This is a genomic window from Amycolatopsis samaneae (genome assembly GCF_039541975.1).
GTDB classification, from domain to species: Bacteria; Actinomycetota; Actinomycetes; order Mycobacteriales; family Pseudonocardiaceae; genus Amycolatopsis; species Amycolatopsis samaneae.
On sequence record NZ_BAABHG010000001.1, the window covers coordinates 802,799 to 829,484 of the forward strand.

Consider the following 26,686-nt stretch of genomic DNA (forward strand, 5'->3'; position numbering starts at 1 on the left):
TCAGCTCGTCGTCGCCGGATTTTCGCGTGGCTACTTCATGATCACGTCGGCCGGGATCTCGGTGTCCCCGCGCAGCGCGTCGAACAGCTGCTGGGACTTCTTCTTGTCCCAGTGCTCGGCCGTCCCGCTGGTGACCGGCACGGTGGTGGTGACCACCCCGTCCGAGGAGATCCCGCGCATCGCCATCGCGAGCCCGACGAGGTTGTGCACGTGGTCGCCGGAATCCATGGTCAGCGCGTCCGGCGCCGAGGACAGCAGCGGGAAGAAGTGGAACGGGTTCAGCAGCGTGCCGGGGCTCGCCATCTGGCTGACCAGCGCGCCGATGAACTTCCGCTGGTTCGCCACCCGGTCCAGGTCCGACCGCGGGGTCGCCTCGGCGTAGCGCGTCCGGACGAACCCGAGCGCCGAGCGTCCGTCGAGCGACTGGCAGCCCGCCTTGATGTTGATGCCGGTCATCGGGTCGTTCATGTCCTTGTCGACACACATGTCGACCCCGCCGATGCCGTCGACGATGTTGGCGAACCCGCCGAAGCCGATCTCGGCGTAGTGGTCGATCCGCAGCCCGGTGGCGCCCTCGACGGTCCTCGCCAGCAACGGCGCGCCCCCGATCGAGAACGCCGCGTTGATCTTGGTGGTGCCGTGGCCGGGAACGGTGACCTGCGAGTCGCGCGGCAGGCTCAGCAGCGTCGGCTTGGTGCTGTTGTCCGGGATGTGCGCGACCATGATCGTGTCGGTCCTGGCCCCGCCCGCGTCAGACTTGTCCCCGGTGGCCAGGCGCGCCTCGTCCTCCTTGCTCAGCCCGTCCCGGCTGTCCGAGCCGATGATGAGCCAGTTGGTCCCGGACGCGGCGGCCGGGCGGCCGTCGTAGTTCGCGAGCGCGTCGATGCGCTTGATCGAGAACTCCAGGTAGACCCAGATCCCGGCCAGGAACACCACGAACACGAGCAGCAGCGTCAGCAGGATGCGCCCGATACCCCAGCGGCGGCGGCGCCGGGGACGCGGCGACGCGCCCTCCGGCTGCCGCGGCGGTGCCTGCCGAGGGGGTGGCGGGGGCGGCTGTTCACCCCGCGACCCCATCGGCCGGGTGCGCTCGTCGTACGGGCTGCGCCCGCGCCCCGGCAGCGGCATCATCTGGGCGGGCTGGTGCCCCCGCGAGCGCCCAGGGGGCTGGGGGCGGCCAGAGGGCTGGGCGGGCCTCGGCGGTACCCACCGCCCGCCGCCGTCGCCTCCGTACGTCATCTCGCATCACCCGTCCCCGATACCCGGTGGAGAAGTTCACCAGTCCTGTCGTCCGCACTCCCTGCAGACAAAGACGTGCGACACGCTATCGGGTTGTCTCCGGCGCCGCCGCGCGACCGGTCACCCGGCGGCGAACCCGAACTGGTGCACCTTGATGTACCGCGCGCGGAACCCGGCCTCGAAGTAGGACAGGTAGAACTCCCACATGCGGCGGAAGACCTCGTCGAAGCCGAAGCTCGCGATCTCGGTCCAGCGGCCGAGGAACCGTTCCCGCCACAGCCGCAGCGTGCGCGCGTAGTCCAGCCCGAACTCACGCATCCCGGTCATCGTGAGCCCGTTCTCGCGCATCCCCTCGTCGATCACCTCGACCGACGGGATGATGCCGCCGGGGAAGATGTACTTGTGGCTCCAGCTGTAGGCGGTGGCCGTGGCCAGCATGTCCTCGTGGCTCTTGGTGATGGCCTGGAGCCCGAACCGGCCACCCGGCCGCAGCCGCTGCCCGACGGCGGCGAAGAACGCGGGCCAGTACTCGGCGCCGACCGCCTCGATCATCTCGACGCTCACCACGGCGTCGTACTTCCCGGTGGCGTCGCGGTAGTCGCACAGCTGGACGTCGACGCGGTCGGCGAAGCCCGCCTTGGCGATCCGCTCGGTCGCCAGCGCCTTCTGTTCCTCCGAGATCGTCAGCGAGGTCACCCTGGCACCCCGCGCGGCCGCGCGGATGGACAGCTCGCCCCAGCCGGTGCCGATCTCCAGCACGCTGCTGCCCTCGCCGACCCCGGCGTAGTCCAGCACGCTCTCGACCTTGCGGCGCTGGGCGGCGGCGAGGTCCTCCCCCGGCCCGAACAACGCCGAGGAGTACGTCATCGACTCGTCGAGGAAGGCACCGAACAGGTCGTTGGACAGGTCGTAGTGCCGGTGGATGTTCGACCGGGCACCCTCGATCGTGTTCTCCTCCGACTTCGGCTGGGTGCGCTCGGCGAGGCGGCGGAACTTCCGCAGCACCGGCGGCACCAGCGAGGACAGCTGCTCCGCGAACGCGGTCAGCACGCCGGCGAGGTCGTCGGAGGACCAGTCACCCGCCATGTAGGCCTCGCCGTAGCCGAGCCTGGCGTCGGCGCCGAGGCGGTGGAAGAAGTCCGCCGGGCGGTGGATACGCATCTCCGGGGCGTCCGGGCCGCCCCCGCCGAGCACGGTGCCGTCGGGGAAGCTCGCGCGGATCGCGACGCGGCGCACCAGCCTGCGGAACAACGCCTCGGCGATGCGGGCGCGCACCGCCGAGCGCGGCGGCGTGAACAGCCCGGGCCAGCGGGACTCCCTCGACTCGTGAAGCGGGTTCGAAACCTGGTCGGCGCTAGTGGTGGTCAAGACACTCCCTCCGATCGGCCGGATCGGCCGGTGAACCGTTGGTAATTCGCGCGGGGCGGGTGGTCGCGCGGGCAACGCGCCGCGGACGACGCGACGCTCACACCGGCACCCGCAGCCGTTCGGGCGCGGGCTTTTCCCACGCGCTCCGAAGAGTCTCGTCCCTTGCCACGTCGGTGATGATCTCGAGTGTAAAAGCACACATGAGCCGGGTCCAGATCGCGGCACGGCGGACCATCGCGTGTCCCTCATTCGTGATCTCGAACCGGACAAGCCGGGCGGCGACGGACTCGGCGCGCTCGGCGTAGGTGTGCGAGGACACCGGATCGATCATCCGGTCCCGGGTGCCGTGCGCGATGAGCACGTCCCGTCCGGCGAGTGCTTCCACCGGCTCGCGCGGCGGGGTCCACGGCGCGAGCGCGCACACGCCGGCCACGGCGGGGTCGTCGGCGACCAGCAGCGCGACGCGCGCGCCCATCGAGTGTCCGACGAGGACCACCGGGAGGCCGGGGTGCTCCTCGCGGATGCGCGCGAGTGCCCAGCGGGCGTCCGGCACCGGGTGCTGCGCGGGCTCGTTCCAGCCGTAGTGGCTGTTGCGCAGCAGACGGACCTCGACACCGTGGTCGCGTCCGGCGCGGTGCAGCGCCCTGGCCAGCGGGACCATCCGCAGGAACGCCAGCCGCCAGGGCGGCACGCCGCCGAAGCCGTGCTCGGCCCCGCCGTGCAGCACCAGCACGACGGCCCTGGTCCGGCCGCGCGCACGCCACACCGACAGCCTCGGCTCGGCTTCGCTCACTCTCGCCTCCCAGTCTCCGGGACACCCGTCGCCGAACGGGTCAACCGCACTACTGGTCCACGCTATTCCACCCCGGGCGGAGGCGGGCACGCTAGATTCGGCGGTCGGTAGGTCAACGTCGAACTGTTTCCGCGGGTGCCCCGCGGAACGGAGGAAGGCGGTGTGGTGAACACCACGCGGAACTGGACGGATGTGGCCGACAAGCTGGCGGCCGTGGAAACGGCCAACGCCGAGGCGCTGGACAAGGTCGCGGAGCTGGTGCTGGGGGTGATCCGGGCGGACGCGCTGGTGTTCACCGCGGGCGCCGGGCACTCGCTCGCCGCGGTCGCCGAGACGTTCTACCGCGCGGGCGGGCTCGCCTGCGTGTATCCGCTCTACCACCGTGAGCTGCTGCCGCTGCACGGCGCGCAGCACAGCACGAAGACCGAGCGCCGCGGCGGGCTGGCCGAGGAGGTGCTCGCCGAGCGCGCGCCGGGACCGGACGACGTGCTGGTGGTGTTCTCGACCTCGGGAGTGAACCCGTACCCGGTCGAGCTGGCCGCCGGCGCGCGGGCCCGCGGCGCGGCCGTGGTCGCGGTGACCTCGCGCGAGTGTGTCGCGGCCGCGCCCCGGCGGGCCGCCTCGACGCTGGTCGAGGAGGCCTCCGTGGTCCTCGACTCGCTGGTGATCCCCGGCGACGCGAGTCACCCGGCGGACGCGCCGCGCACCGCGCCACTGTCCACTGTGGTCAACGCGTTCCTGTGGAACCTCGTGCTGGCACAGGTTTTCGACCGGGGCACCGCCGAGGGCATCGACGTCCCGCTGTGGCGAAGCTCCAATGTGGAAGGCGGCGACGAGGCCAACGCGGCCCTGCTGGCGAAGTACACCCCCCGCGTCCCCGCCCTGCACTGATACCCGAACCGGCGATCTCGCGTGATCGAACAGCGCACTCGCGTGATTGAGCGGCGATCTCGCGTGATCGGACGCGGTCCGTGTCCGATCACGCGAGATCTCCGTCTGATCACACGAGTTACGTCTCTGATCACGCGAGATCGCTGTTACGCGGCGGGGATTTCCTCGGGGTCGTCGGCGAACTGGGTGGCGTGGAGGGTCGCGTAGCGGCCGTTCGCGGCGAGGAGTTCCTCGTGGGTACCGCGTTCGACGACGCGGCCCGCCTCGATCACCAGGATCTGGTCGGCGGCGCGGACGGTGGACAGCCGGTGCGCGATCACCAGCGCGGTCCGGCCTTCGAGCGCGTCGGTCAGTGCCTCGCCGACGGCCGCCTCGGACTCCGAGTCCAGGTGCGCGGTCGCCTCGTCCAGGATCACCACGCGCGGCTGGGCCAGCAGCAGGCGCGCGATGGTGAGCCGCTGCCGTTCCCCGCCGGAGAGCCGGTAGCCCCGCTCCCCCACCGTGGTGTCCAGGCCGTCGGGCAGGGACCGGACCAGCTCGCCGAGCCGGGCGCGGTCCAGCGCTGCCCAGATCTCCTCGTCGGTCACCTCCGGCCTGGCATAGCCGAGATTGGCACGGATGGTGTCGTGGAACAGGTGCCCGTCCTGGGTCACCACGCCGACGGTTTCCCGCAGCGAAGCGAAACTCAGCTCCCGGACGTCCACATCGGACAGCCGGACCGCGCCGGAGTCGACGTCGTAGAGGCGGGGCAGCAGCGACGCGATGGTCGACTTCCCGGCGCCGGACGAGCCGACCAGCGCGACCATCTGCCCCGGCTCGGCGCGGAAGGAGATCCCGTGCAGCACCTCCTCGCCACCGCGATGGTCAAGCGTGGCAACGTCTTCCAGCGACGCCAGTGAGTACCGGTCCGCAGCGGGATATCCGAAGTGGACGTCGTCGAACTCGACCGAGACGCCCGCACCCGCGGGCAGCGCGCGCGGTTCCGGCTTCTCCCGGATCATCGGCTCCAGGTCGAGCACCTCGAAGACACGCTCGAAGGACACCAGCGCCGTCATGACGTCGACCCGCACGTTCGCGAGCGCGGTGAGCGGGGCGTAGAGCCGGGTCAGCAGCAGCGCGAGCGCGACCACGGTGCCCGCGGCCAGCTGCCCGGTCAGCGCGAGGTACCCGCCGAGGCCGTAGACCAGTGCCTGCGCCAGCGCGGAAACCAGCGTCAGGCTGGTCATGAACCACCGGGTCAGCATCGCCGTACGGACCCCGATGTCCCGGACCCGGCCGGCGCGCAGCGCGAAGTCGTCCAGTTCCCGGCGCGGCCTGCCGAACAGCTTGACCAGTGTCGCGCCCGGCGCGGAGAACCGTTCGGTCATCTGCGTGGTCATCCCGGCGTTGAGCTGCGCCGCCTCCCGCTGCAGCCCCGCCATGCGCCGTCCGAGCCTGCGCGCGGGCAGCACGAACACCGGCAGCAGCACCAGCGCGAGCAGCGTCACCTGCCAGGACAGCGTCACCATGACCACGAGCGAGAGCGCGAGCTGGATCACGTTGGTCACCAGCCCGGACAGCGTCGCGGTGAACGTCCGCTGCGCGCCGATGACGTCGTTGTTGAGCCTGCTCACCAGCGCGCCGGTCCGGGTGCGGGTGAAGAACGCGATCGGCATCTTCTGCACGTGCCCGAACACCGCGCGCCGCAGGTCGAAGATGATCCCCTCCCCGATCCGCGCGGACTGCCACCGCTCGGCGAGGCCGAGACCGGCGTCGAGGATCGCCAGCGCGGCGATCGCCACCGCGAGCCAGATCACCAGCGGCAGGTCGCGCCCGCCGACGATCGCGTCGACGACCTTGCCGGCCAGCACCGGCGTCGTCACGGCCAGTACCGCCGAAACCACCGTCAGCACCAGGAAGAGCAGCAGCTTCGCCCAGTGCGGCCGCGCGAAGCGCGCGACCCGGCGTACCGTGCCGCGGGTCAGCGCCTTCGGCGCGTCGGCGGACCGCATCGCCGAATTCATCAACGCCCACGTGTTGTCCATGAAGCCCTCTTCCCCATCCCGCCCAAGACCTCTACATTACTTGAACTTTTCACCGGATATGCCCTGCACAACACGGCCTCGCGCAGATTACTTCCCGATCCCGGAAGATTCTTCTCCCGCCTCGGGCCCGCGTGCGCGCGCTCGGTAGCCTGACCGGGGATCCGATCGCGACACGGTGACATCGTGACGACAAGGGGGCACAAAGGGTGCGAACGCTCTCGGCGCCCGTCCGGCCACCGGCCGCGCGGCCGGGCCGCGCACTGGGCTGGGACCTGGTGTTCTACCTCGGCTGCGTCGTCTTCGCGGTCATCACCGCCCTCAAGTCGGAGTTCTACGGCTATCGCGTGTGGGGCAACTGCGCGATCGCGGGCTACGGGCTGGCCGCCGCGCACAGCGGCTGGCTGCTGCTCTCGGCCCGCCGCGGCCGCGTGCCCGGCGGGATACTCGGCGCGCGCGGGGCGGGGATCGGCGCGATCGCGGTGTTGGCGATGATCACGCCACTGGTGATCTTGGTGATTCGCCGCCTGACGGGTGTCGACTGGCTGATCACCCCGGTCTCCTGGGCCGCGCAGCCCGAGGTGTGGGTGATCGAGCGTTCGGCGTCGCTGCTGCTGGCGCACGGCACGCCCTACGTCGACGTCACGGCGCTCGGCCGGGCCCCGGAGGTCAACGACTACACGCCCTACGGCCCGGTGATGACGGTGTTCGGCCTGCCGAGGGCACTGTTCGGCGGCAATCCGGTCACGAACGCGCTGACCGACGCGCGCTGGATGTTCGCGCTGGCCGCGGTCGCCTGCGTGCTCGGCACCCTGCGCCTGCTGAAGTGGCCGAAGATCCCGGTGCTCGGCGCCCAGCTCGCGCTCGCGTGTCCACTCACGACACTCACCTGGGCGGTGGCGGGCCCGGACCTGGCAATCGTCGGACTACTGGTCCTCGCCTGCGCGCTCGCCGCGACCGGCCGGAGCGGCTGGTCCGGGCTGGTGCTGGCGCTGGTGATCAGCGCGAAGCTCATCGTCGCGCCGGCGGCCGCAGTGCTCGCGATCTTCGTGCTGGTCAGAGCACGGAAGCAGGACCGCCTCGGTGGGGCGGCACTGGGCCGTTTCGTGGCCGCGTTGCTCACCACGACGGTGCTGGTGCACCTCCCGGTGTACCTGGTGGATCCCCACGCCTTCCTCGAACACGTGATCCGGTTCCCGCTCGGCATGGGTGTGGTGCGCTCGCCAGCGGCGAGCCCGCTGCCCGGTCACCTGATCGCGGAGACCGGTCAGGCGGGTCTGGTGCTCGCGTTCGTGCTCGTGGGCATCGCCGCACTCGCGATGCTGGCCTGGCTGGCGCGGCGGCCCCCCGCGACCGGCTCGGACGCGCTGCTGCGCGTCGCCGTCGGACTCGGCGCCCTGATCCTGCTGACTCCGGCCACGCGCTACGGCTACCTCGTGTACCCACTCGTGTTGCTCGGTGCCCAGCTGACCTTCCGGTCAGCCGAACGAGCTGCGCCCCCCGCGGAGCAGCCCGCTACTTCTTCTTGACCCTGGTCGCCCCGCCGCGGCCACGCAGCTGGACGCCGGACTCGGAGAGCACCCGGTGGACGAAGCCGTACGACCGCCCGGTGGACTCCGCCAGGGCCCTGATGCTCGACCCCTTCTCGTATTTCTTCTTCAGGTCAGCGGCCAGCTTGTCGCGCGTGTTGCCGGTGATCCGCGCGCCTTTCTTGAGATCAGCCACGTCGATCGCCTTCCCGCCGAGAGTGTTCTGGGCCACATTCGGCCCCTGCCGGGGCAATGATCGAACACTGAGCGCCGGAATGCCAGACGACATGGGTAAAACAACCGAAACTGCGATCACATTGGGCCATTCCAGTGCCCCAAAGGCACCGCCTTTGCACCCGAACGGACGCATCGGTCACGCCAGCTGCACAAGCTCCAGGTAATCCGCCGACCAATGGTCCTCGGTACCGTCCGGAAGCAGGATGACACGCTCCGGTTCGAGCGCCTCCACCGCGCCGGGGTCGTGGGTCACCAGCACGACGGCGCCTTCGAAGCTGCGCAAGGCATCGAGAACCTGCGCGCGGCTGGCCGGATCCAGGTTGTTGGTGGGCTCGTCGAGCAGCAACACGTTGGCAGCGCTGGACACCAGCCCGGCGAGCGCGAGCCGGGTCTTCTCCCCGCCGGAAAGCGTTCCGGCGGGCTGGTCGAGCTGTTCACCGGTGAACAGGAACGAGCCGAGCAGGTTCCGCAACTCCTGCGCGCCGGTATCCGGTGCCAGATGTCGGATGTTTTCCCACACCGAAGCTTCGTGGTCGAGGGTTTCGTGTTCCTGTGCGTAATAGCCCAAACGCAATCCGTGACCCGGTACGGTCGTGCCAGTATCCGGAGTTTCCATTCCGCCGAGCAAGCGCAGCAATGTGGTCTTTCCGGCACCGTTCAATCCGAGCACGACAACCTTTGAACCACGGTCGATCGCGAGATCGACGCCGGTGAAGATCTCCAGCGAGCCGTAGGACTTCGACAGGTTCTCGGCGGTGAGCGGAGTTCGCCCGCACGACGCGGGCTCCGGGAACTTGATCTTGGCGACCTTGTCCGCGTGCCGGGTCTCCTCCAGCGAGGACAGCATCTGCTCGGCGCGGCGGGCCATGTTCTTGGCCGCCACCGCCTTCGTCGCCTTGGCACCGAGTTTCGCGGCCTGCTGCTGCAGGGCGGAGGCCTTCTTCTCGGCGTTCGCGCGCTCACGGCGGCGGCGCTTCTCGTCGGTGGCCCGCGCGTCCAGGTAGCGCTGCCAGCTCATGTTGTAGAGGTCGATCTCGCTGCGGGTCGCGTCGAGGAACCACACCTTGTTGACCACGTCGGCCAGCAGCTCGACGTCGTGGCTGATCACCACCAGGCCGCCGTCGTGCTGCTTGAGGAAGCCGCGCAGCCAGCTGATGGAGTCCGCGTCCAGGTGGTTGGTCGGCTCGTCGAGCAACAGGATCGTCTCGGACTTCCCGCCCGCGCCCGCCTCCGCGGCGGCGAACAGGATCCGGGCCAGCTCGACCCGGCGCCGCTGGCCACCGGAGAGCGTTTTCAACGTCTGGCCCAGGATCCGGTCGGCGAGGCCGAGGTTCGAGCAGATGCGCGCGGCCTCGCTCTCCGCGGCGTACCCGCCGAGCGAGGCGAACCGTTCTTCCAGCTTGCTGTACCGCGTGATCGCCTTGTCCCGCTGGTTCTCGTCCACCAGTTCGGACATCGCGGTCTGCGCCTTTTCCATGTCGCGCAGCAGGGTGTCCAGCCCGCGCGCGGACAGCACGCGGTCCTTCGCGGTGACCGACAGATCGCCTTCGCGCGGATCCTGCGGCAGGTAGCCGAGTTCGCCGCTGCGGCGCAGATCACCCGCGTGCGGCTCGCCTTCGCCAGCGAGGACCTTCAGCGAGGTCGTCTTGCCGGCGCCGTTGCGGCCGACGAGGCCGATGCGGTCGCCCTGCTGGATGCGCAGGCTGGTTTCGTTGAGCAGGATGCGCGAGCCGGCGCGCAGCTCGAGGCCGGTGGCCGTGATCAAGGGAACTCCCGTGGACGGGGGTGGACGAGGGACAGCGTCGAGCGACCGGTCACCGTGCGGGCACGGTCCGGCGCGACAGCTACTCCAGCAGGATTTCCACGCCACCAGTGTACGGACCGCTGTCGAGAGGTTTTCCCCGACCGTGTCCGGACTCACCCCGGCTCGGGGGCGCGCAGGGTGATCTCGACGGCGACGGCGCGTTCGGCGGCGTCCTCCAGCACGCTGCGCCGGGGTTCGGGCAGGGCGAGGACGCGGGGCTCGGCGCGGGCGAAGAGCGGGGCCAGCCTGCGGTCCTCCCGCAGTTCGGCGAGGGCGCGACGGTCGCCGCCGAGCACCACCGCGTCCACTTCGGACAGCCGGGGGACGAGGACCGCCACCGCGTCGTCGGCGGCCGCCCGGAGCGCGACGCGGGCCTGCCCCTCCCGCCGCCGCGCGAACCGCTGCTGGGACCAGCCGCCCGCGGCCGAACGGCCGTGCACGAGGTGCCGGTCGGTCCGCGAGGACCGGACCACGCCGTCCTCGGCGATCCCGACGCCGTGGCCGCCGAGCCGGACGAGCAGCAGCGCGATCCGGCGGGGGCGCAGGACGTGACCGAGCAGCGGCCCGACGGCCAGCCCGGGGTACTCCCCCTCGGCGGGCAGGGGTCCGAACGGGACGGTCGCCGTCGCGGTCACGCCGGTGCCGCCGGTGACCCGGACCTCGTCCGGCCCGAGCAGGGTCGAGCGCACCCCGTCGTTGCGCGCCGCGAACCGGGCGAACCAGCCTTCGAGCCGGTCGGGCGCGACCTCGACCGCGTGCCCGCCGCCCGCGACCTCCCGCGCCTTCACCATGCCCCCAACCTAGGCGCTCAACGCCGTGAAGGCCCCCTTACCAGCGCTGAGCGCTGTGAAGGAGGCCTTCACGGACTTGCCGAGAGGGATCTAGACCGGGTGCACCGGGCCGTTGCTCACGACCGGGTGCAGGGCCGCCGGGTGCTCCGCGGGGTGCTCGAACCCGTTGACGTGCAACGACACCGCGCGGATGGAGCCGGTGTCACCGCCGGCGAGGTCGGCGACGGTGAACGTCCAGGTCCCGTCGGCCACCGCCGAGCCCACCGTCGCGCCGAAGCTCGCCGCGGGCCGCCAGGTCCCGGTGAACGGGGCGTTGGCCGAGGTCAGCGAGCTGTACGGCTTGGCGGCGCCGTCGGCGAAGACGACCTGGCACAGGTTCTTGCCCGAGGACCCGGTGTGGCTGAACACCGTGGCCTTCGCCCCCGACGGCGAGGTCAGCGTGCCGACCAGGTCACCGACATAGGAGTGGTTGATCCCGACCGTGGTCGACTTCGGGTCGGTGCCGCAGACGGTGCCGTCGACCGACAGGGTCACCTTCGAGGCCCGGCCGACCCCACTCACCGTGATCGGGACCGACGCGCCCAGCGGGTTGTTGTCCGGCACGGCGACCGCGTCACCGGTGTAGGCGAAGTCCTTCGTCACCGCGGACGGGGTGCCGACCGGCAGGGAGAACCGCGCCGTCTTCGGGGACAGCGAACCGGCGAAGGTGACCTTCGCGTCCAGCACCACCGGAACGCCGATCTCGTGCGTCGCGGGGACCGTGACGGCGAAGTCGTTGACGCCGGTCTGACCGGGGCTGACCGTGCCGTAGGACTTCGACCGCGGCGCGATCGCGACGCCCGGCGTCGGGCTGCTGAGCACCACGCTGGTGGAGGCGGCGGGGCCGTCCCCGGCGTTGGTGACCGGCAGCGACACCGTCGCGGTGTCGCCCGGGTTGAGCGCGGTGGCGCCGTTCGGCGGCGTCACCGTCGGCTGTTTCGCGAAGGCCAGCGGCTGCGGGCTGGCCCCGGTGTAGGCGAGCACCTTGTCGGCGAGCAGGATCCCGGCGCCGCTGGTGTTGTCCCTGCCCGGGGTCTCGATGTCGACGGCGGTGGCCAGCAGTGCCTCCCGGACGTCCGCTGTGGACAGTCCGGGGTTGCCCGACAGCACGAGGCTCGCGATCGCCGCGGCGTGCGGCGCGGCGGCCGAGGTGCCGAAGAACGGGTCGAACCCGGACACCGAGGTGCGGACACCGTCGGCCGCGGTGATCTCCGGCTTCTGCCGCACCTCGCCGCCGGTCGAGGACACGTTGCCCGGAGTGATCGGCGTCCCGTCAGCCTGGTAGAACATCCGCCGCGGGCCGTCGGAGGAGAACCGTTCGACCTTGCTGGCGCCGGAGAACGAGCCGGGGAACGGTCCGGCGGGGTTGGCCGGGTCACCGGGTTCGAGCGGCCTGCCGAACGCCTTCGCCGCCGGGGCCGCCGCGACGCCGAACGCGGCGCGCGCGGCCGAGTGCCCGGAGGTCATACCCGGGGTGGTGTAGGCCTTGAGGCCGTCCGGGGAGTCCGCGAAACGGCCGCGCAGCGCGGAAAGCGACAGATAGCGGTTGGCGCCGGAGAACTTGACGATCGCCAGCCGCAGCCCCGGCGCGCCGGAGGTGTTGACCCGCTCGTAGGGGTCCTGCGTGCCGGTCTGGTTGTTCTGGCTGAACGCGACCACGTTGCCCTTGGCGTCGAGCAGGTAGAGGTCGTAGTCGTTGCCCGACGCGCCGAGCGGGTCGGACCAGAACAACGTCACCGGCACCGCGCCGGTGCCGGTGGAGATGGGCTCGAAGATCTGCGTCCCGGCGCTCCCGGCGAAGTTGTGCGCGGTACCGGCGTACTTGCCGACGCCCTTGCCGGAGTCGACGAAATCGCCTTCCCAGTGCCCGGAGGTCCTGTCGAGCACACTGCCCTCGTTGCCCGCGGAGGAGAAGTACAGCGCTCCCGCGGCGGTCACGTCGTTGACCGCCTGCGCGATGATCCAGTCCTGGAACGGCGACTCCTTGAAGTAGAAGACGTCGTCCACGATCACGTCGCAGTGCGCCTCGAAGCGCAGCTTGCGGATGTTGTCGGCGAAGCTCGCGTCGGAGTTGAACGCGGTGGCGAAGCCGAGTTCCGCGTTGGGCGCGAGGTCGTGGATGATCTCCAGCATCGCGGTGCCCTCGTCGCCACTGCCCGCCTGGCCGGGCAGGACGTCGACGTTCGGCGGGAGCTCGCCCTTCGTCTGGGAAACGGCCAGCGAGTCGACGCCGTCGGACAGCGCGCACGCCTTCACGCCGACACCGGTGACGCCGTACTGCTGACGCGCGACGTCGGCGTTGTGCGCGCGGTCGCCTTCGCTGGTGATCGTCGCGGCCGCGGCGGCGCGGTTCTTGTTCTCCTGCGCTTTGCGCAGGTCCGCGGCGAGCCGATCCGCCTTCTGCTGCTTGGTTTCCGCCGGTTTCGCGGTGCTCGTGCCGGGGGTGCCGGGCGCGGCGGGCTGACGCGCGGTCATCGCCTCGTCGGCGGCTTCGACCTTCTTGACGTCCGCTCGCGCGGCGATGCCGGTGAGCGCGGTGAGCGGCACCTCGGCCCGGATGCTCGCCAGACGGTCGGACACCGCGCGGATCCCCGCGCCCGCCTTGGTGAGGTCGGCGAGGAGCCCGTCGGAAACCTTCGCCGCGCGGATGTCCACCAGCGCGGTGCCCGACGGCGAGATCCCGGCGCCGGACCGCAGCGCGGGCACGGCGGCGGCGTTCATCCGGTTCTCCCGGATCTTCTCCTCGACGAGCAGCCTGCTGTCTACTTTGGACTCCACGGCGGTCTGCCCGATCTTGACCGCCTGCAGCGCGGCGATCTGGCGGGCGGAGTTCTCACCGAAGGAATCCGGTGTGGACGGTGAATCCGCCGCGGCGGCCGGGGTCACCACGCCGAGCGCCGCGACGAGCGCGGCACCGGCGGCCAGTACTGTCGGTCTCGGTCTCAGGGAACGGTTTCGACGCACGTGCGCCTCCGATTCTCCAGGCGCGTGCCCCGACTCACGCTGGCCAATGCCGGTGATCACCGGCTGGTCCCAGCTAAGTACCGTCCGTCCACGGTCAACAACAGCCGTTCGAGTGACAGTGGACGACCGTTGTCCGATCCCTGCCCGGCCGGATAGCCCGTTCAGCGCAGAAGAACGGGCGGATGGATCAGAGCACGAAGGAGTCCGACCACGGCTGCGCGGCCCGCCCGGACAGCGCGTCGAGCAGCGTCACCGCCTGCCGGTCGGTGAGCGAGGCGACGAAGTCGATCACCGCGCGTCCCCTGGCGAGGCCGCGCACCGCGTCGGCGCCGTCCATCGGCTCGCCGGTCGCGCCGACGAGCAGTCCGGGGGTTTCCCTGGCCAGCGCGGCGTACTCGGCGTGCGCGAGCTCGACGAGGTCGTGCAGCCGCCGGGGCAGCCGGGAGGCCTCGTCGCGGTCGAGCAGCCAGGCGTCGAGCGCGTCCACGAGTGTCGCGACGAGACTGGCCTGGCCACGCTGGTGCAGCGCGAGATCGGGGCGCAGCAGCACGAACCGCCGGTGCACGAACTTGAGCACCTGGACCTCGTGCCACTGGGCCGGGCGCAGGGCCACGTGCCCGGCGCGGGTCGGCGGTGCCGCCACCACGACCACGCCGTCGACCAGGCGGGTGGTCCAGCCGGTGGAGAACGCCGCGGTCGCCTGCTCCGCCTCGATGGACCCGTCGAAGGCACCGGCGAGCAGGCCGTCGACGAGTTCGGCGTGGACCCGCGCCACGGCACTGGCGAACGCGTCGTCGTCGACGATCCAGGCGTCCTTCGCGTGCATGCGCCGGCGCAGCCGTTCCAGCGACCGGCCGGGACGCCGCTGCTCGGCCTCCAGCGTCGCGTCGTCGAGCGCGGCGAGTTCGAGCGCGTGCGCGAGCCACTCCCCCAGCTCGGCCGCGACGGGCGCGTGCTGGAGCACGCCGATGCGGTGGAAGTCCTGGAGGTCGTGGATGGCGTAGGCGATGTCGTCGGCGGTGTCCATCACGGACGCTTCGACGGTCTGCTGCCAGCCCTCGATCCGGCCCGCGAAGGGCGCCCGCGCCTGCGCGAAGTCGTCGAGTTCGGTGCAGTAGGCGGAAAACTTGCTCGCGCCGGTGCCGGGCGCGCCGTCCGGTTCGGTCGCGCCGCGCGGCGGGACCGGAAGCCCCGAGGGGTGCGGATCCGGGAAGTGCAGCCGCGCCCACGGGTACTTCAGCACCGCCGCGCGGACTGCTGCGGTGAGGTCGAGCCCGACCGCGGACGGGCCGCGCACGTCGGTCGTGGTGAGGATGCGGAAGGTCTGCGCGTTGCCCTCGAAGCCGTCGGCGAGGCCGAAGCGGTGCCGCGCGATCCGGTCCAGGGTCTGCTCGCCGAGGTGGCCGAACGGCGGATGCCCGAGGTCGTGGGCGAGCGCGGCGGCCTCGGCGACGTCGGGGTCGCAGCCACCGAGCTTCGCGGCCAGCCCGGCGGAGTCGCCGTCCGCGCCGATCCGCTCGGCGATCGCGCGGGCGACCTGCGCGACCTTGAGGCTGTGGGTGAGCCGGTTGTGCAGCAGGCCGGACCCGCCGGCGCTGACCACCTGCGTCACGCCGCCGAGCCGGGCGAAGAAGGGCGACGCGGCGATGCGGTCGCGGTCCACCCGGAACGCGCTGGTGGCCAGGTCGGTGAACCCGCCGGAACCGGTGGGGTCCCGTCGCGCCGCCCTGGGGTCCGTCTGATCCATGCGCCCTACCGTATCCGGCTCGCGGGCGTGTTTCCGCGCGGCCGGGTGTGCTGAAGGACGCCTTCGGTGCGTTGGGCGAGCTGAAGGACGCTTTCAGTGCGCTGGATGCACTGAAAGCGTCCTTCAGCTCCTCCCGCGCCATCCGGGTCTGAGAGGATCGGGAGGTGGCGGACGTGCTGATCGTGGGAGCCGGGCCGGCGGGCTGGGCGCTGGCCGCGGCCTGCGCCCGGCGAGGGTTGCGCACGGTGCTCGCCGCGCCGGACCCGGGCCGGCGCTGGCCCGCGACGTACGGGCTGTGGGCCGACGAAGTCGCGGACTTCCCGGAGTCCGCGATCGCGGCCGCCCCCGGCACCGCCCTCGCGTACGGCACGCGGGAGCACCGTCTCGGCCGCCGCTATCTGGTGGTGGACAACGATTCCCTCGCCGAGCGGCTGGCTGTCCCCGGCATCGGGGTGCTCGCCGGGCTGGCCGTGGCCGCGACGCACGACCGGCACGGCAGCACGGTCCGCTTCGCCGACGGCCGCGAACGCCGCGCGGGCGTGGTCGTCGACGCCTCCGGGGCGCGCCGCGCGCTCTCCGGCGCCCCGCCCCCGGGTGTCCACACGGAACAAACCGCCTACGGTCTCGTGCTCCCGGCCGACGCGGCGCGGGCGCTCGTCCCGGCGGACACCGCGGTGTTCATGGACTGGCGAGGAAACACCGGCGCGGATCAGACGTTCCTCTACTCCCTCCCGCTCGGCGACGGCACCGTGCTGGTGGAGGAGACCTCGCTGGCGCGCCGCCCCGGGCTCGGGCTCGACGTGCTCGCCGCCCGCCTGCGCGACCGGCTCGCGCGTGCCGGTGTCCCGGCAGGGGGCCGCGAGGAGCGGGTCCGCGTCCCGCTGGATCTCCCCTTCCCGAAGCCGCGGCGGGTGCTCCCGTTCGGTGTCGCCGCCGGGTTCGTCCACCCGGCCACCGGATACAGCGTCGCCACCGCGCTCGCGCTGGCCCCCCGGCTCGCCGCGACGCTCGCGGAAACGCTGCCGCACGGCCCGCTCGCCGCGAGCGCCGCCGCGTACGCGGACCTCTGGTCACCCGCCGCGCTGGCCGTGCACCGGCTCCGCGCGCACGCCCTGCGCGCGCTGCGCGGCCTCCCGCCGGAGCGGGTCCCGGAGTTCTTCGACCTCTTCTTCGCGATGCCCGTCGAAGCGCAGCGGGCGTTCACCTCGGGACGCGAGGACCTGGCGGGCCTCTCCGCCGCGATGCTGCGGCTCTTCCGCGCGGCGCCCTGGCGGATCAGGCGTCACCTGTTCGGCTGGTCGCGGGCTCAGGACTCCGGCATCGCGGTGTAGAACGCGAGGGTGTTGTCCGCCCTCGTGCGCGCGAGTTCCTTGTCCTCACCCGACGCGAGATCGGCCTCGTACCAACGCTCGCTGCTCTGCGTGACGAATTCCCGCGCCTCGGCCGAGACCTGCCACGCCATCGCCTCGGCCGGGTCCATCGCGGCGCCGCTGCCCAGGTGCAGGGCGAGACCCATGATCATCATGTCCCAGCCGACCCCGGTCGCGGCGGGACCGTACTTCTCCCAGTGCTCGTTGACCGGGGCGAGGTGATCCAGCTCGAACAGCGTCCCCTCGGGCGCCGGGCTCAGCTTCAGCTCGATCCAGCTGACCGCGCCCGCGAACTCCCAGGTGGCCGAGAAACCCTTCGGCGGGTCGCAGCGCTCGATCGTGCCGCCCGCGTTGCCCTCCAGCTGGTAGTGCCCGCCGGGACGCAGCTCGCCGGTGATCGGCAGGAACCAGCGCGGGATGCGCTCGATGTTCGTGCAGGCGTCCCAGACGTCGTCGAGCTCCGAGGCGTAGGTCTGCGCGACCGTCACGACACGCACCTCCCCGGCTTCCAGGGTGCGCGAGCCGACCTTTCGCCGGACGGCGCTGATCTGCTGACTGACGTCGATCACCGAAACTCCTCCTCGTGTCGTGAGCTGCGCAAACCACGCTAAAGGCGGAGCTTATATAAGTCAAATCTTAGCAACGAGCCGCGCTCGTGAGCATGGCGTAACTCTTCCCGTCAAGGCGTTACTCCGATATAGGGAACCCGGGTTCCCACGCGATGAACATCAGTCGACATCCGTTTCGTTTCGGCCCAGGAGGGGCCACGATCGGACCCGTGACATCGCCCAGCGCGATCCGCTTCGCCTTCCAGCCGATGTACAGCCTGCACACCGGCGGCATCGTGGCGTTCGAAGCGCTCGCCCGTCCCGGCAAAGGCACCGCCCACGAGCTGCTCGCCGAGGCCCGCCGCGAAGGCAGGCTCGCCGAGGTCGACCTCGCGCTCGCGGCCGCCGCCGTCCGCCAGGAGGCCGAGCGCCGCACCCCGCTACCGCTGCACCTCAACCTCTCCGCCCGCACCCTCGCCGCGCCGGCAGGCGCGTTCGACGAGGTCATCCGCGAACTCGGCGCCGCGGGCCGCCGCACCAGGGACGTCGTGCTCGAAATCGGGCCGCCGTTCTCCCAACTGCCCGCCGAACGCGCGCTCGCCGGTATGCAGGCCCTGTCCGATCTGGGGTTCCGGCTCGCCCTCGACGGGCTCGGCCGCGGTGACCTGCCGCTCGCCCTGCTCGCGGCGAGCCCGATCGACCTGGTCAAGCTCGACCGCACGGTGCTGCGCGGGCTCCCCGCCGACCCGGCCGCGATCGCGGTCGTCGAGGCGCTGCTGCACTACACCTCGCGGACCGGCATCCGGCTGGTCGCGACCGGTATCGAAACCGACGCGCAGCTCGACGCCGCCCGTGGCCTCGGGGTGCGGATCGCGCAGGGTCACCTGCTCGCGCCGCCCGCCCCGGCACAGGATGCCGACCCGACCACCGTCGTCCTGCCACCCGGCGACCGGATGACCCCCGGCCCGCCGCAGGCGCCGTGCGTCGGCGACTTCGTGCGCCCGGCGACCACCCTGCCGGAAACGGCCACCTGCGACGACGTCCGCGAGGTGCTCGCCGCGGCGGACGCGCCGTCCGGTGTGGTGGGTGTCGACGCGGACAACCGTCCACAGTGGTCGATCAACCGGACCCGTTTCCTGGTGGCGGTCACCGGGATGTACGGGCACGCGCTGCACGCCAAGCGCCCGGCGGCCCGGCTCGCCGACACCCCGCACATGATCGACGCGGGCGCCAGCGCGCTGGAGTTCCTGGAACTGGTCACCGACGCCGACTGGAGCCGCACCGGCGACGACGTCGTCGTGGTCGACGGCGGGGGCCACTGCCTCGGCGTCGTGCTGGTGACCGAGGTCGTGCGCGGCGTCGCCGAGGTGAAGGTCGAGGAGGCCGCCGCGCTCAGCCCGCTCACCCGGCTGCCGGGCAGCGAGGTCGTGGCGCGCGAGGTCGACCGCCGGATCGCCACCGGGGAGTCGTTCGTGGCGGCCTGGCTGGACATCGACTCGTTCAAGACGGTCAACGACACCGCGGGCTTCGCCGCCGGTGACGACCTGATCCGCGCGCTCGGCGCGACGCTGACCGACCTCGAGTCGCGGCTGCCGCGGATGCGGGTGAGCCACGTCGGCGGCGACGACTTCCTCGTGGTGTGCGACGTCGACGAGATCGGGACCGTCGCGGCGGCGCTGCTCGACCGCCGCTGGTCCGCCGACGGGCTGCCGGTCACCGTCTCGCTCGCGACGCTGGTGTGCGCCACCGGGTCCATCGGGTCCTATCGGGACACTTCGCGGCTGCTGGCCCCGCTGAAGAAGCAGGCCAAGGCCGTGCCGGGATCGAGCTGGGTGCTGAGCAGGCCGGGCTCGGACCGCGTCGACGTGCTGCGCGGGATCGGGCGCGACGTCGCGGTCAGCCGGTCGGCGTGACGAACCCGGACTCGTAGGCGCGGATCACCGCCTGCGTGCGATCGCGCGCGCCGAGCTTGGCGAGCACGTTGCCGACGTGCGTCTTCACCGTCTGGACGCCGAGGAACAGCTCACCCGCGATCTCCACATTGGACAGCCCGCCCGCCATCAGCCGCAGCACGTCCCGCTCGCGCTCGGTCAGCCCGGCCGCGGCGAGACCGTCCCGGCCGGCACCCCGGGAGTGCGTCGCGGCCAGCCGCCGGATCGCCGAGGGGAACAGCAGCGACTCCCCGGCGAGCACGGTCCGGATCGCGGACACGATCTCCTCCGGCCGGGCCCGCTTGAGCAGGAACCCGCTCGCCCCGGCGAGCAGCGCGTCGTAGACGTAGTCGTCGTTCTCGAAGGTGGTCACCACGATCACCTTCGGCGGTTTGTCCACAGTGGACATCAGGTGGGTGGTGGCCCTGATCCCGTCCACCGCGGGCATCCGCACGTCCATCAGCACCACGTCCGGGGCCAGCCGGGCGACCAGGCCCGGCACCTCGGCGCCGTCGCCCGCCTCGCCGACGACCACCAGATCCGGCTCGCTGTCGACGATGGCGCGGAGACCGGCCCTGATCAGCTGCTCGTCGTCGACCAGCAGCACCCGCCCGCTCGTCACCGTTTCCCCCAAGGCACCGTCATCACGACTTCCCACCGTCCGTGTCCCGCCCCCGCGCTCAGCTCGCCGCCGAGCACCGCCGCCCGCTCCGCCATGCCGCGCAGGCCCCGCCCGCCCCCGGTGCGGGCCGACCGCGGCGGCTCGGCGCCGAGCGGATTCGACACCGTCGCGTCCAGCCGGCCCGGCCCGATCGCGACCCGGACCGTCACCGGGACCTTACCGGCATGGCGTACCGCGTTGGTCAGGCATTCCTGGAGGATCCGGTACACCTCGCGGGAAACCACCTGCGGCACGGCCGAGAGCTCGCCCTCGACCGCGGCGTCGACCTCGGTGCCCGCGAGACGCGTCGCCGAGACCAGCGAATCGAGGTCGGCCAGTCCCGGCTGCGGCGCCTTGCCCGCCGCTTCCTCGCGCAGCAGGCCGAGCACGTGGTCGAGGTCGTCGAGCGCGGTGCGGGCCGACTCCTCGATGGCGCCCAGCGCGCGTTCGGTGAAGGCGGGATCGGTGCGCAGGGTGCGGCGCGCCGCCCCGGCCTGCACCGTGACCACCGACAGCGCGTGCCCCACCGAATCGTGCAGCTCCCTGGCCAGGCGGTTGCGTTCGGCGAGCCGGTCGGCCCGCCGCTCCAGCTCGGCGATCCGGTCCGCGGCCGACAGCCCGAGCAGCCGGGCCGCGGCCTTCGCGAGCACCGCGCCGATCGCCCACACGAAGTAGACCAGCGTCACCAGCGCGAACACGCACAACGCCGGGATCCAGGCCGACTCCCAGCCCTTCGGCACGTCGGTGCCGCCCTCGGCCGCGGGCAGCCTGCCGGTGAACGGGGCGGCGACGGTGAGCCCCACCAGCGTCGGCACCCCGAGACTGAGGAAACTGACCGTGAAGCCCGCGAACACGTGCAGCAGGAACATCACGCTGAACCGCAGCCGCCCCGGCCAGTCGCGGGGCCGGGGATGCGCGCCGGGCGCCGGATCACCGAGCAGCTCGCGGACCGCGGTGACCTCCAGTACCCGCACCGCGGGCAGCAGCGACGTCGCGAACATGACCACGAGGGTGATCGCCGACGCGATGACGAAGGCGACCTCCTCGGACGCGGTGAACGGCATCACCCCGGGGATCGCGACCGCGGCGAACAGCAGGTAGGGCACGCTGATCGCGCCGCCGAGGATCAGGTACACCCAGCGGCGGTAGGTCACCCCGCCGATCAGCGGGCGGAACACGCGCACGGGCCGATCCTTGCAGCACGGCGGCGCCGGGACCTCCCTCCCGCGCCGGAAGGCCCCGATACCGCGGAGTGAACCGGCTCGCCGGGCCCTTCCCGAACGCGCCGTTCAAGACTCTCGACGTCCTGAACGGAGCGTTCGCGACGGCGGCGGCGCGCTGAAGGACGCTTTCAGTGCGCTGGCGGTGCTGAAGGACGCCATCAGTGCACCCAACGCACCGAAGGCTCCCTTCAGCACCCCGAGAGTCCGGCTCGCCAAGAGCGCCCCAATGCCACATTCGGTGCGTCCAGCGCACCCAATGTGGCGTTCGGTGCGTCCAGCGCACCGAACGCCACATTGGGGCGTATGGCGACCGCGGGGAGAGGCGGCCGGTCGCCCGCCCCGCCCGGCGGCCGGGGCGCGACGGGAGAGGCAGGCGGGGCGGGCGGGGCGCGACGGGCCGGGGCCCAACGTGTCCCTGTCCGGGGCCGCTCCCCCGCGAGCGGGAGGGCGATCCCGCGCGGGCGGGAAAGCCGGGACACCGGGGCGTGGTCTACTCGCTTCCGCACGGCCCGGTACCGGGGCCTCGTCGTTCGGGATCCGATGGAGAACTTGCTGCTGAGCCTGCTCAGCATTCCCCTGCTCGCACTGGTGTTGTGGCCGCTCGTCGTCGCCTCGCGGCGGGTGCTCGGCGTGCGGATCGGGTTCGTGCGGGCGATCTGCGGCGCCGCGTTCGGCTGGATGGTGGCCGCCGCCGTCGCCAGGGCGTTCTCCCCGTCGATGGCCGCCAGCCCCGCCGCCGCGGCCGGGCTGCTCATCCCGCTCGCGGGCTGCGCCTTCCTCGCCACCCTGGTGTTCCTGTTCCTCGCCGAGATGGCGCTTCCCGCCGGCTCGGGGCGCGGCGTGTTCAGCATGATCCGCGCGGTCCGTACCAAGGTGTCGCGGGGCCGCCGGTATTCGCAGATCACCCGGATCGCGGTCCGGCACGGGCTCGGCCGCTACCTCGTCGGCCGCCGCGAACCCGACGTGGCGCCGGGCCGTCAGGCCGCGCTCGCCCGGTCGCTGCGCCGGGTGCTGGAGGACGGCGGGGTCACGTTCGTCAAGCTGGGGCAGTTGCTGTCCACCCGCGCCGATCTGCTCCCGCCGGTGTTCGTCGAGGAGTTGGGCAAGCTGCAGGACCAGGTCCGGCCCGCGCCGGCCGAGGCGGTGCGCGAGGTGCTGCGCGCCGAACTCGGCGGCGAGCCCGAGGACGTCTTCGCCGAGTTCGACCCGGAGCCGCTGGCCGCCGCCTCGATCGCCCAGGTGTACCGGGCGAAACTGAAGAACGGCCAGGAGGTCGTGGTCAAGGTGCAGCGCCCGGAGGTGCGGGCACAGGCCGAACGCGACGTCGACATCGTCCGCCGGGTGGCCGCCGCGCTGGACGAGCGGGCGGACTGGGCCCGCGCGCTGGGTGTCATCGACCTCGCCGACGGGTTCGCCGCGGCGCTGGCCGAGGAGCTGGACTTCCGCACCGAGGCTCGCAACATCGAGGCCGTCTCCGCGCAGTCCGGGACCGAGGTCGCGCTGCCGACCGTCCACAAGGCACTGTCCACCGAGCGGGTGCTGGTGATGCGCAGGCTGACCGGCACACCGCTCGCCGCGGCTGGGAGCACGATCCCGGCCGAGCAGCGTGTCACCCTCGCCCGGTCGATGCTGCGCTGCCTGCTGGACCAGGTGATGGTCGGCGGTGTCTTCCACGCCGACCCGCATCCCGGCAACGTGCTGCTGCTCACCGACGGACGGCTGGGCCTGCTCGACTTCGGCTCGGTGGGCAGGCTGGACGCGGGGCTGCGCGGCGGGCTGCAGAACCTGATCCTGGCGCTGGACCGCGGCGACCCCGCCGGGCTCCGCGACGGCCTGCTGGAGGTGGTCGACCGGCCGGAGGTGATCGACGAACAGCGGCTGGAACGCGCGCTGGGTGCCTTGGTGGCCAAGCACTTCGGGCCGGGACGCACCGCCGACGTCGACCTGTTCACCGGTCTTTTCCGTGTCATCGCGGACTTCCGGCTCAGCGTGCCGCCCCCGATCGCGGCGGTGTTCCGCGCACTGGCCACCGTCGAGGGCACCCTTTCCGCGCTGGCCCCCGACTTCGACGTGGTCACCGAGGCACGGTCGTTCGCGGCCGAACAGATCGGCGCCGGACTGCGCCCGGAGTCGGTGCGCCGCACGGCCGTCAACGAGGTGATGGCGCTGCTCCCGGTGCTGCGCAGGCTGCCCCGGCGGGTGGACCGCATCGGCGCCGCGCTGGAGGAAGGACGATTGTCGGTCAACGTCCGGCTGTTCTCCGACAAGCGCGACGAAGACGTCGTGACGGGCCTGGTGCACGAGGCGATGCTGGCGCTGCTCGGCGCGGCGACCGGGCTCATGGCGGTGCTGCTGTTGGCGAGTTCGGGCGGCCCGCGGATCACGCCGGACCTCTCGCTGCACCACGTGTTCGGCTACAACCTGCTGGTGATCAGCGCGCTGGTGGGGCTGCGGCTGCTGTTCGTGGTGTTCCGCCGCGCCGGGCAGCGGGCACGGCAGCGCCGCTGAGCCACCTCGCGTGACCGTACGAAAAGGCCGGATCCCGGAAATTGGTCTGCCGGAGTGAGTCCCCGCACGAATGAGGGAAGCATCTTTGCCGACCGTGGTTTCCCGATCGGCAAATGGCGACTCGGAAATGGTGAACCCAGGAAGCGAGCATATTTCATAACGGGCCCACGCGAATAATATTCGGAGTAGCACACCGGCGCGAGAACGCTTGTCATCACATCAGGGAATCGCGGATCTCCTGTGTCCGGTGGGAGCATCGGGACCCAGAGGGTTCGGCCGGGTTCGTGGCGCGCAGCACGCGCCGCGGGAGTGGATTCGCCGGGGAAACCGCCCCTGGCGCGACGGTCGCCTTCCTGTTTCCGAGACTGCCAGCGAAACATTCGAGCGTTGAGAAACGGAGCCGACGATGGCACTGACCTTGGTCTCGATCGCAGAGGAACTGGACGCCGCGAGCAAGGTCGGTGACCCCGTCGCCGACGCGCTCGTCTCCGATCTGATCGACAACGGGGAGGTCGACGGCGTCAACGCCCTGTTCCGCACCATCGGGACCCTGAACACCGTCCAGGACAAGTCGGATCTCCCCGAGCGGCTGCGTGACTTCCTGCACGAGGCGGCCGCGCCGCCACCGGACTGGAGCGAGGCCGACGTCGCGGCGGCAGAAGGGTTCTTCGCGCACCACCACGGGGTGGCCTCGATGCTGCAGGGCACCGTCGGCCTCATCGGCACCTACCTGTCCCCGACCGGGGCGTTCACGCTCCGCTCCACCGGACGGCTGGGCGGGGTACAGGGGCCGGGCCGCCGGTTGTCGCAGTCCTCGCGGCTGTTCATCGGCATGGGTGACAAGAACGCCATGCGGGACGGGACCCTGGCCTCGACGGTGACCAAGGTCCGCCTGGTACACGCGTCGGTCCGGCAACTGCACAAGAAGAGCGGCGTGTGGGACTACGCCAAATGGGGCGAGCCGGTTTCGCAGAAGTACACCACCGGCGCCGCGTGTGTCTTCAGTACCCAGATCCTCCAGGCGATGGATCACCTCGGTGTGCACGTCTCCCGGGACGACGCACGCGGATTCATGTGTGCCTGGCACTACGTCAACCACTATCTCGGCACCCCGGACAAGTGGTTGCTGCCCAAGGACGCCGACGAGGTCGAGCGGCTGTGGAACGCCGAGCGGGACAAGGAGTGGCAGCACACCGACGACGGGGTGTTCATGACCCGGCAGGCGCTCAAGTTCTACAAGGACGAAATCCTTCCGCCCGGCTTCTACGAGCCGTTCACCGCGATGGTCCGGACCGCGCTCACCGACCGGTACGCCGACCTCGCCGAGATTCCCCGGAATCTCATCAGCGCCGTCGCGAAACCGGCGGCCGCGGTCCACGGCATCTTCAGCAGCGCGCTCGGCGGCCTGGCCGGCGGCACCGCGCACAAGGCCGTCGGTGTCAACCCGTACGACGAGATCCTCGGTGTCGCGTCGAAGGCGTTCAACGGCGTCGAGCACTACGCGCTCACCCACGACCAGGACGACCAGCCGCAGATGCACGCCGAACTCGGCGACAACCGCTGACGTCGGGGGGCGAGCCGAGCGGGGCCCACGTGCCCCGCTCGGCCCCCTGGTCACGCGTCACCCGGCCGGGCGATCGGGTTCGGGGAGCCAGTGCCGCCCGGGGTCATAAGGGACATAGCCCCGCCGGACGTGCTCGATCAGCCGGGGCAGCGCCGGATGCCGGTTGTGCCGGTACCACAGCAGTGAATGCGGGAACACCGGCGTGGGGTCGACGAGCGGGATCCGCACGATGTCCGGGTGCCAGGGGACCCGGACCCCCTCACCCACGAAGCTGAGCCGGTCGTCCGAGTTCCCCACCACGTCGAGCAGGTGCTCGAAGCCGAAGTTCGGGCCGGAGACATCGATCTCGACGTCGAACTCGCGCGAGAACTCCCGGTAGTAGTCGGCCCATTCGCTGTCGCCGCCGTTGTTCGGCATCCACGCGGTCGTCCCCGCCAGCTCGGCCAGCCGGATCCGCCGCCGCCGGGCGAAACGGTGCCCGCGGCCGACGATCACCTGCATGTGGTCCAGGTGCGCGAGGGTGTGCTCGATGGCCTCGCCGAGTTCGCCGACGACCCGGGCGAAGGCGGCGTCGACCTGCCCGCCGGGGAGCGTGGTCCGGGCGCTGCGCAGCCCGTTCGAGGTGACGATGTCGATCGCGACGTCCTCGTTCGCCTCGTGGAACTTCCGGACCAGCTCGGTCGTGGACAGCCGGGTGCCGAGCACGTCGACCCGCAGCGCGCGGCGACGGTTGAGCAGTAGCCCGGTCGCCTGGTCGGCCAGACCGAGCAGCGCGCGGGCGTAGCCGAGGAACAGTTCACCGTCGACGGTCAGATCCGTTCCGGCACGTGTCCGGTGGAACAGGCTCGTGCCCAGCTCCGCCTCCAGCTTCGCGACCCGCTTCGAGATCGCCTGCTGGCTCAGCCCGAGCCGGACGGCCGCGTCGCCGAAGTGCCGGTCCTCGGCCACCGCGACGAACGCGCGGACCGCGCCGAGGTCCAGTTCCATCCCTACCTCCTCTGACAACCACTGGTTGTGTTCCCGCGCGTGTCTGTTGTTGGACACCGTTGCCCTGGCTCGGTTCCAATGCGCTGGCCGGGATGACTGTACAACCAGGAGGCGTGCCGCCCGTGGCTTCTTTCGTGCATCTGCATGTCCACACCGAGTATTCGATGCTCGATGGTGCGGCGAAGATCGCTCCGTTGTTCGCGGAGGCGGCGCGGTTGGACATGCCGGCGGTGGGGATGACCGACCACGGGAACATGTACGGCGGCGACGAGTTCTATCAGCAGGCCAAGAAGCATGGGATCACGCCGATCATCGGGATCGAGGCCTACATCGCGCCGGAGAGCCGGTTTCACAAGAAGCCGGTGTTCTGGGGGCAGGCGAACCAGCGTGGGTCGGACGAGTTCGGTGAGGGCGGTGACGTCTCGGGTGGTGGTGCGTATACGCACATGACGATGCTGGCGCGGAACGCCA

20 protein-coding genes are annotated in these 26,686 nt (G+C 71.6%); 7 read left to right on the forward strand and 13 right to left on the reverse strand.

Features of this window, described 5'->3' with window-relative positions:
• Positions 1-30 precede the first annotated feature (30 nt).
• From ABD987_RS03420 to ABD987_RS03430, 3 genes are all read right to left on the reverse strand, one after another.
• Positions 31-1,239, reverse strand: coding sequence for an LCP family protein (locus ABD987_RS03420; protein ID WP_345386730.1), 1,209 nt, complete (start codon positions 1,237-1,239; stop codon positions 31-33).
• 120 nt (positions 1,240-1,359) lie between these two features.
• Positions 1,360-2,607 (reverse strand): class I SAM-dependent methyltransferase, encoded by a 1,248-nt coding sequence (locus ABD987_RS03425; protein ID WP_345386732.1) that lies wholly within the window; start codon positions 2,605-2,607, stop codon positions 1,360-1,362.
• Positions 2,608-2,704: 97 nt separating this feature from the next.
• Entirely contained in the window at positions 2,705-3,400 is a 696-nt protein-coding gene (locus ABD987_RS03430) for an alpha/beta hydrolase (protein ID WP_345386734.1), read from the reverse strand.
• A gap of 162 nt (positions 3,401-3,562) precedes the next feature.
• On the opposite strand from ABD987_RS03430, the gene ABD987_RS03435 reads away from it, so the two are divergent.
• Complete coding sequence (locus ABD987_RS03435; protein WP_345386736.1) at positions 3,563-4,291, forward strand: sugar isomerase domain-containing protein; 729 nt, start codon at positions 3,563-3,565, stop codon at positions 4,289-4,291.
• A gap of 146 nt (positions 4,292-4,437) precedes the next feature.
• Here ABD987_RS03435 and ABD987_RS03440 read toward each other — a convergent pair whose 3' ends face one another.
• The gene (locus tag ABD987_RS03440; protein WP_345386738.1) at positions 4,438-6,315 is read right to left on the reverse strand and encodes an ABC transporter ATP-binding protein; all 1,878 of its coding nucleotides are present in this window, start codon (positions 6,313-6,315) and stop codon (positions 4,438-4,440) included.
• A gap of 206 nt (positions 6,316-6,521) precedes the next feature.
• Between ABD987_RS03440 and ABD987_RS03445 the strand changes: the two genes are divergently transcribed.
• A complete protein-coding gene (locus tag ABD987_RS03445; RefSeq protein WP_378213956.1) occupies positions 6,522-7,841 on the forward strand; it encodes a glycosyltransferase 87 family protein in 1,320 nt (439 codons plus the stop codon).
• On the opposite strand, the gene ABD987_RS03450 is transcribed toward ABD987_RS03445, so the two are convergent.
• The 5 genes from ABD987_RS03450 to ABD987_RS03470 all read right to left on the reverse strand — a co-directional run bounded on the left by ABD987_RS03450 (position 7,828) and on the right by ABD987_RS03470 (position 15,423).
• The gene (locus ABD987_RS03450; protein ID WP_003071237.1) at positions 7,828-8,037 is read right to left on the reverse strand and encodes a helix-turn-helix domain-containing protein; all 210 of its coding nucleotides are present in this window, start codon (positions 8,035-8,037) and stop codon (positions 7,828-7,830) included. The two genes, ABD987_RS03445 and ABD987_RS03450, sit on opposite strands and share 14 nt — an antisense overlap.
• A gap of 177 nt (positions 8,038-8,214) precedes the next feature.
• Entirely contained in the window at positions 8,215-9,843 is a 1,629-nt protein-coding gene (locus ABD987_RS03455; RefSeq protein WP_345386740.1) for an ABC-F family ATP-binding cassette domain-containing protein, read from the reverse strand.
• A gap of 152 nt (positions 9,844-9,995) precedes the next feature.
• Positions 9,996-10,673 carry an acVLRF1 family peptidyl-tRNA hydrolase gene (locus ABD987_RS03460; RefSeq protein ID WP_345386742.1) on the reverse strand — a complete coding sequence of 226 codons (678 nt, stop codon included), beginning with the start codon at positions 10,671-10,673 and terminating at the stop codon, positions 9,996-9,998.
• A 90-nt stretch (positions 10,674-10,763) separates the two neighbouring features.
• On the reverse strand, positions 10,764-13,676 hold the full coding sequence (locus ABD987_RS03465; protein WP_345386744.1) for a S8 family serine peptidase: 2,913 nt from the start codon (positions 13,674-13,676) through the stop codon (positions 10,764-10,766).
• 187 nt (positions 13,677-13,863) lie between these two features.
• A complete protein-coding gene (locus tag ABD987_RS03470) occupies positions 13,864-15,423 on the reverse strand; it encodes a deoxyguanosinetriphosphate triphosphohydrolase family protein (protein WP_345386746.1) in 1,560 nt (519 codons plus the stop codon).
• Positions 15,424-15,587: 164 nt separating this feature from the next.
• Between ABD987_RS03470 and ABD987_RS03475 the strand changes: the two genes are divergently transcribed.
• Positions 15,588-16,754, forward strand: coding sequence for a lycopene cyclase family protein (locus ABD987_RS03475; RefSeq protein WP_345386748.1), 1,167 nt, complete (start codon positions 15,588-15,590; stop codon positions 16,752-16,754).
• Here the strand turns inward: ABD987_RS03475 and ABD987_RS03480 are convergent.
• Positions 16,730-17,362: an SRPBCC family protein gene (locus tag ABD987_RS03480; RefSeq protein ID WP_345386750.1), complete on the reverse strand. Its 633-nt coding sequence runs from the start codon at positions 17,360-17,362 to the stop codon at positions 16,730-16,732. The two genes, ABD987_RS03475 and ABD987_RS03480, sit on opposite strands and share 25 nt — an antisense overlap.
• 248 nt (positions 17,363-17,610) lie before the next feature.
• Here ABD987_RS03480 and ABD987_RS03485 point away from each other — a divergent pair, with 248 nt between their 5' ends.
• Positions 17,611-19,254 carry a GGDEF domain-containing protein gene (locus ABD987_RS03485; RefSeq protein WP_378213985.1) on the forward strand — a complete coding sequence of 548 codons (1,644 nt, stop codon included), beginning with the start codon at positions 17,611-17,613 and terminating at the stop codon, positions 19,252-19,254.
• Here the strand turns inward: ABD987_RS03485 and ABD987_RS03490 are convergent.
• Positions 19,238-19,906, reverse strand: a complete 669-nt coding sequence (locus ABD987_RS03490) for a response regulator (protein WP_345386754.1) — start codon at positions 19,904-19,906, stop codon at positions 19,238-19,240. The two genes, ABD987_RS03485 and ABD987_RS03490, sit on opposite strands and share 17 nt — an antisense overlap.
• A complete protein-coding gene (locus ABD987_RS03495) occupies positions 19,891-21,117 on the reverse strand; it encodes a sensor histidine kinase (RefSeq protein WP_345386756.1) in 1,227 nt (408 codons plus the stop codon). The genes ABD987_RS03490 and ABD987_RS03495 overlap by 16 nt, the downstream gene beginning before the upstream one ends.
• 579 nt (positions 21,118-21,696) lie before the next feature.
• Here ABD987_RS03495 and ABD987_RS03500 point away from each other — a divergent pair.
• Complete coding sequence (locus tag ABD987_RS03500) at positions 21,697-23,664, forward strand: ABC1 kinase family protein (protein WP_345386758.1); 1,968 nt, start codon at positions 21,697-21,699, stop codon at positions 23,662-23,664.
• A 406-nt stretch (positions 23,665-24,070) separates the two neighbouring features.
• Complete coding sequence (locus ABD987_RS03505) at positions 24,071-25,228, forward strand: oxygenase MpaB family protein (protein WP_345386760.1); 1,158 nt, start codon at positions 24,071-24,073, stop codon at positions 25,226-25,228.
• 57 nt (positions 25,229-25,285) lie between these two features.
• On the opposite strand, the gene ABD987_RS03510 is transcribed toward ABD987_RS03505, so the two are convergent.
• Positions 25,286-26,215 carry a LysR family transcriptional regulator gene (locus ABD987_RS03510; protein ID WP_345386762.1) on the reverse strand — a complete coding sequence of 310 codons (930 nt, stop codon included), beginning with the start codon at positions 26,213-26,215 and terminating at the stop codon, positions 25,286-25,288.
• Between the two features lie 164 nt (positions 26,216-26,379).
• Here ABD987_RS03510 and ABD987_RS03515 point away from each other — a divergent pair.
• Positions 26,380-26,686: PHP domain-containing protein (locus ABD987_RS03515; protein WP_345386825.1), on the forward strand; the 307-nt coding region annotated here is incomplete at its 3' end.

Bases quoted from the DNA above. Each gene is read 5' to 3' on its own strand.
- ABD987_RS03420 (WP_345386730.1), bottom strand. From the start codon at position 1,239: ATGACGTACGGAGGCGACGGCGGCGGGCGGTGGGTACCGCCGAGGCCC.
- ABD987_RS03440 (WP_345386738.1), bottom strand. From the start codon at position 6,315: ATGGACAACACGTGGGCGTTGATGAATTCGGCGATGCGGTCCGCCGAC.
- ABD987_RS03460 (WP_345386742.1), bottom strand. From the start codon at position 10,673: ATGGTGAAGGCGCGGGAGGTCGCGGGCGGCGGGCACGCGGTCGAGGTC.
- ABD987_RS03470 (WP_345386746.1), bottom strand. From the start codon at position 15,423: ATGGATCAGACGGACCCCAGGGCGGCGCGACGGGACCCCACCGGTTCC.
- ABD987_RS03485 (WP_378213985.1), top strand. From the start codon at position 17,611: ATGTACAGCCTGCACACCGGCGGCATCGTGGCGTTCGAAGCGCTCGCC.
- ABD987_RS03500 (WP_345386758.1), top strand. From the start codon at position 21,697: ATGGAGAACTTGCTGCTGAGCCTGCTCAGCATTCCCCTGCTCGCACTG.
- ABD987_RS03505 (WP_345386760.1), top strand. From the start codon at position 24,071: ATGGCACTGACCTTGGTCTCGATCGCAGAGGAACTGGACGCCGCGAGC.
- ABD987_RS03510 (WP_345386762.1), bottom strand. From the start codon at position 26,215: ATGGAACTGGACCTCGGCGCGGTCCGCGCGTTCGTCGCGGTGGCCGAG.